1 protein-coding gene is annotated in these 4,973 nt (G+C 73.6%); it reads left to right on the forward strand.

The genetic code is table 11. The annotated features are described in order from the left end of the window. Positions 1-33: 33 nt before the first annotated feature. On the forward strand, positions 34-4,973 hold a 4,940-nt coding region (locus tag C7C46_RS30835), incomplete at its 3' end, for a type I polyketide synthase (RefSeq protein ID WP_245985219.1).

Below are 4,973 nucleotides of genomic sequence, written 5' to 3' on the forward strand. Positions count from 1 at the left end.
CATGTACGCGGCACCGTCCGGTTCGCGGATGCGTTGACCACCCTCGTCAACGACGGCGTCACCCGTTTCGTCGAGGTCGGCCCCGACGCGGCCCTCACCCCCATGCGCCTGGACGACCCTTCCCTCCTGTTCGTGGCCACCGCTCGCCGCGACCGCGACGAGGTGCGCGAGCTTGTCGCGGCGCTGGGTACGGTGCACGCCCACGGCGTCCGGGTGAACTGGCCCGGCTTCTTCGCCGGCCGGGGCGCCCAGCGGGTCGACCTGCCCACCTACGCCTTCCAGCGCCGCCGGTTCTGGCTGGAGCAGCAGCCGGCCACCGGCGACGTGACCTCGGTCGGGCTCGACCCGGCCGATCACCCGCTGCTCGGTGCCGCGATCGCGCTGGCCGACACCGGCGGCTACCTGTTCACCAGCCGCCTCTCGGTGCAATCCCACCCGTGGCTGGCCGACCACGACACCCTCGGCTCGGTGCTGCTGCCGGGCACGGCTTTCGTCGAGCTGGCGCTGCGGGCCGGCCAGCAGGCCGGCTGCGACCTGCTGGAGGAGCTCACCCTGCAGTCCCCGCTGCTGCTGCCGGAGCAGGGCGGCGTGCAGGTCCAGGTGCTGGTCGGGGCCGCCGACGAGTCCGGCAGCCACCCGGTCAGCATCCTGTCCCGCCGCGAGGGCCTGGACCTGCCGTGGACCCTGAACGCGGCCGGCAGCCTGGCCGCCGGCGCGCCCGTGCCCGACTTCGAGCTGGCCGACTGGCCGCCCGTCGGCGCCGAGCCGATCGAGGTGGAAGGCGCGTACGAGAAGCTGGCCGGCGGCGGGTGCTACGCCTACGGCCCCGCCTTCCAGGGTCTGCAAGCGGCCTGGCGGCGCGGCGCCGAGGTGTTCGCCGAGGTTGTGCTGCCGAACGCGGCCGAGGCCGACGCCGGCAAGTACGGCCTGCACCCGGCCGCGCTCGACGCCTGCCTGCACGTCGCCCTGGTGGACGATCAGGCGCCCGGTGCCGGGGAGATCGTGCTCCCGTTCGCCTGGGAGGGCGTCTCGCTGCACGCGGCCGGTGCGGCCGCGCTGCGGGTGCGGATCACCCCCGGCAGCGGCGACAGCGTCGCGCTCGCGGTGGCCGACCAGAGCGGCCGCCCGGTGCTCTCCGCCGCCTCGATGATCAGCCGCCCGGTTTCGCTGGAGCAACTGAGTGCCCCGCAGGCCGAGCCGGTGCACCAGCTCGCCTGGCAGCCGCTGGCCGACCGCCCCGCTGCTCCGGCCGCCGTGGCCGTGGCCGTGCTGGGCGCCGACCACGGTGATCACGCCGACCACGCCGATTACGCCAACTACGCCGACCTGGCCGCGCTGCGCGCCGCCGTCGCCGCCGGGACACCGGCGCCCGAGCTGGTGCTCTGCAACGTCCCCAGCAGCGAGGGCGAGCTGCTGACCGCCGTCCGAGCTCGGCTCGCCGAGGTGCTGGAGCTGGCCCAGGAGTGGTCCACCGCCCCGGAGTTCGCCTCCGCCAAGCTGGCCGTGGTGACCACCGGCGCGGTCCACACCGGCACCGGCGACCAACCGCTGGACCTGGCCGCCGCCCCGGTCTGGGGCCTGCTGCGCGCCGCCCAGGCCGAGCACCCCGACCGCTTCGTGCTGCTGGACACCGACGGCCACCCCGGATCGACCGGCCTGCTGGCCGCAGCCGCCGCCACCGGCGAGCCCGAACTGGCCCTGCGGGCAGACGTGCTGTACTGCACGCGGCTGGTCCGCGCGACCGCAGCGGCGCAGCCTCTCGCCTTGGACCAGGCCGGCACGGTGCTGATCACCGGCGGCACCGGCGGCCTCGGTGCCCGGGTGGCCCGGCAGTTGGCCGAGCGCCACGGCGTGCGCCACCTGCTGCTGACCAGCCGACGCGGCTCAGCTACCCCTGGCGCGGCCGAACTGGTCGCCGAACTCGCCGAGCTGGGTGCCGAAGCCACCGTCGCCGCGTGCGACGTGGCCGACCGGTCGGCGCTGGCCGAGCTGCTCGCCGCCATCCCTGCGGCGCACCCGCTGACCGGCGTGGTGCACTCCGCGGGCGTCCTGGACGACGGTCTGCTGGACGCGCTGACCCCCGAGCGGTTCGACGCCGTGCTCCGGCCCAAGGCCGATGCTGCCTGGCACCTGCACGAACTGACGAAGGAACAACCGCTCAGCCTGTTTGTCCTGTTCTCCTCCGCCGCCGGCAGTCTGGGGGCTGCCGGGCAGGCCAACTACGCTGCCGCCAACGTCTTCCTGGACACGCTGGCCGCGCACCGCCGGACCATCGGCCTGGCCGGCCAGGCCCAGGCCTGGGGCCTGTGGGCCGAGGGCGGCATGGGCGATCAGCTGGACGAGGCGGACGTGCGCAGGCTGACCCGCCAGGGCTTCCCACCGCTGTCCGTCGCCGAGGGCCTGGCGCTGTTCGATGCCGCGCTGACCACCCCGGTCTCCGGCGCCGTGCTGCTCCGGCTCGACCTGGCCGCGCTGCGGGCCCTCGCGGTGGCCGGCACGGTTCAGCCGGTGCTCACCGAGCTGGTGAAGGTTCCCGCCCGGCAGGGTGGTTCGACGACGGCCGGGGGCAGCGCGGGCGCGCTGCGTGCACGGCTGGCCGGGCTCGGCGAGGCCGAGGCGGAGCGGGAGCTGCTGGCCCTGGTCCAGGACCAGGTGGCCGCCGTGCTCGGCCACGCTTCGGGCGCCGAGGTGGAACCCGACCGTGCCTTCCAGGAGCTCGGATTCGACTCACTGGCCGCCCTCGAACTGCGCAACGCGCTCAACTCCGCGACCGGCCTGAAGCTCTCGGCCACCCTGACCTTCGACTACCCGACCTCGGCGGCGGTGGCCGGCCACCTCGGCGAGCAACTGGCCGGTGCGGTCGCGGCGGTGGCCGCCACTCGGCCGGTCGCGGCGCGCAGCGGCGACGAGCCGATCGCCATCGTCGCCATGGCCTGCCGCTACCCCGGCGAGGTCAGCACCCCGGAGCAGCTCTGGCAACTGGTCGCCGACGGTCGGGAAGCCATCACCGGCCTTCCCGCCAACCGCGGTTGGGACCTGGACGGCGGCTACGACCCGGAGCCCGGCACCCCCGGCAAGTACTACACCCGCGGCGGCGGCTACCTGCTGGACGCCGGACGCTTCGACGCCGGCTTCTTCGGGATCAGTCCCAACGAGGCGCGTTCGATGGACCCGCAGCAGCGCCTGCTGCTGGAGACCAGCTGGGAGGCGTTCGAGCGGGCGGGCATCGACCCGGGCACGCTGAAGGGGTCGGCCACCGGTGTGTTCGCCGGCGTGATGTACCACGACTACGCACTCAACAACGCCACCGGCTCGATCGCCAGCGGCCGGCTCTCCTACGTCTTCGGCCTGGAGGGCCCGGCCGTCACGGTGGACACCGCCTGCTCTTCCTCGCTGGTGGCCCTGCACCTGGCGGTGCAGGCGCTGCGCAGCGGCGAGTGCTCGCTGGCGCTGGCCGGCGGCGTCACGGTGATGGCCACCGACGAGACCCTGGTCGACTTCAGCCAGCAGCGCGGCCTGTCGCCCGACGGGCGGTGCCGCTCCTTCGCCACCTCGGCCGACGGCACCGGCTTCTCCGAGGGTGCGGGCATGCTGCTGGTCGAGCGGCTCTCGGATGCGCGGCGCAACGGGCACCCGGTGCTGGCGATCGTGCGCGGGTCGGCGATCAACCAGGACGGTGCGTCGAACGGCCTGACGGCGCCGAACGGCCCCGCCCAGCAGCGGGTGATCCGGCAGGCCCTGGCCAATGCCCAGCTGACGGTGGACCAGATCGACGCGGTCGAGGCGCACGGGACCGGCACGGTGCTGGGTGACCCGATCGAGGCGCAGGCGCTGCTGGCCACCTACGGCCAGGAGCGCGGAGCCGCAGGGCCGTTGCTGCTGGGTTCGATCAAGTCGAACATGGGTCACACGCAGGCGGCTGCGGGTGTGGCCGGGATCATCAAGATGGTCCAGGCGATGGAGCACGGGGTGTTGCCGCGGACGCTGCACGTGGACGAGCCGTCGAGCAAGGTGGACTGGTCGGCGGGTGCGGTGGAGCTGCTCACCGAGGCGCGCGAGTGGCCGGCGGTCGAGCGGCCGCGCCGGGTGGGGATCTCCTCGTTCGGCCTGAGCGGCACCAACGCGCACGTGATCCTGGAGCAGCCCCCGGCGGCGGTCGTCGAGGAGACAGTGGCCGGGGCCAACGAGCTTCCGGTGGTGCCCTGGTTGCTGTCGGCGAAGACACCCGAGGCGCTGCGCGAGCAGGCGGCGCGGCTGCGGGCGTGGGTGGCCGACCGGCCGCAGTTGCGGCCGGTGGACGTCGCCTACTCGCTGGCGACCGGACGGGCCCCGTTCGAGCACCGGGCGGCTGTGCTGGGGGCGAACCGCGAGGCGCTGCTCGACGCGCTGTCACGACCGGTCAGCCCCGTGGTCCGGGGGAACGGGCGCACGGCGTTCCTGTTCTCGGGTCAGGGGAGCCAGCGGGTGGGGATGGGTCGTCAGTTGGCGGCTGCGTTCCCGGTGTTTGCGGCGGCGTGGGATGAGCTGGCTGGGCATCTGGATCTGGGTAGTGATGAGGAGTTGAACCAGACGCAGTATGCGCAGCCGGCGATCTTTGCGTTCGAGGTGGCGTTGTTCCGGTTGCTGGAGTCCTGGGGGGTTAGGCCGGATTATCTGGCGGGTCACTCGATCGGTGAGATCGCGGCTGCGCATGTGGCGGGTGTGTTCTCGTTGGAGGATGCCGCGAAGCTGGTCACGGCGCGTGGTCGCCTGATGCAGGCCCTGCCCGCGGGTGGGGCGATGCTGGCGGTGGAGGCGACGGAGGCTGAGGTTACCGGCCTCGGTGTGGATGTCGCGGCGGTGAACGGTCCGCGTGCGGTGGTGCTGTCCGGTCCCGAGGCGGACATTGACCGGGTTGCGGAGCACTTTGCGGATCGTCGTACGAAGCGGTTGACCGTCTCTCACGCGTTCCACCCGTCACTGATGGATCCGAT

Source organism: Streptomyces tateyamensis (genome assembly GCF_003205575.1).
Taxonomy (GTDB): Bacteria; Actinomycetota; Actinomycetes; order Streptomycetales; family Streptomycetaceae; genus Kitasatospora; species Kitasatospora tateyamensis.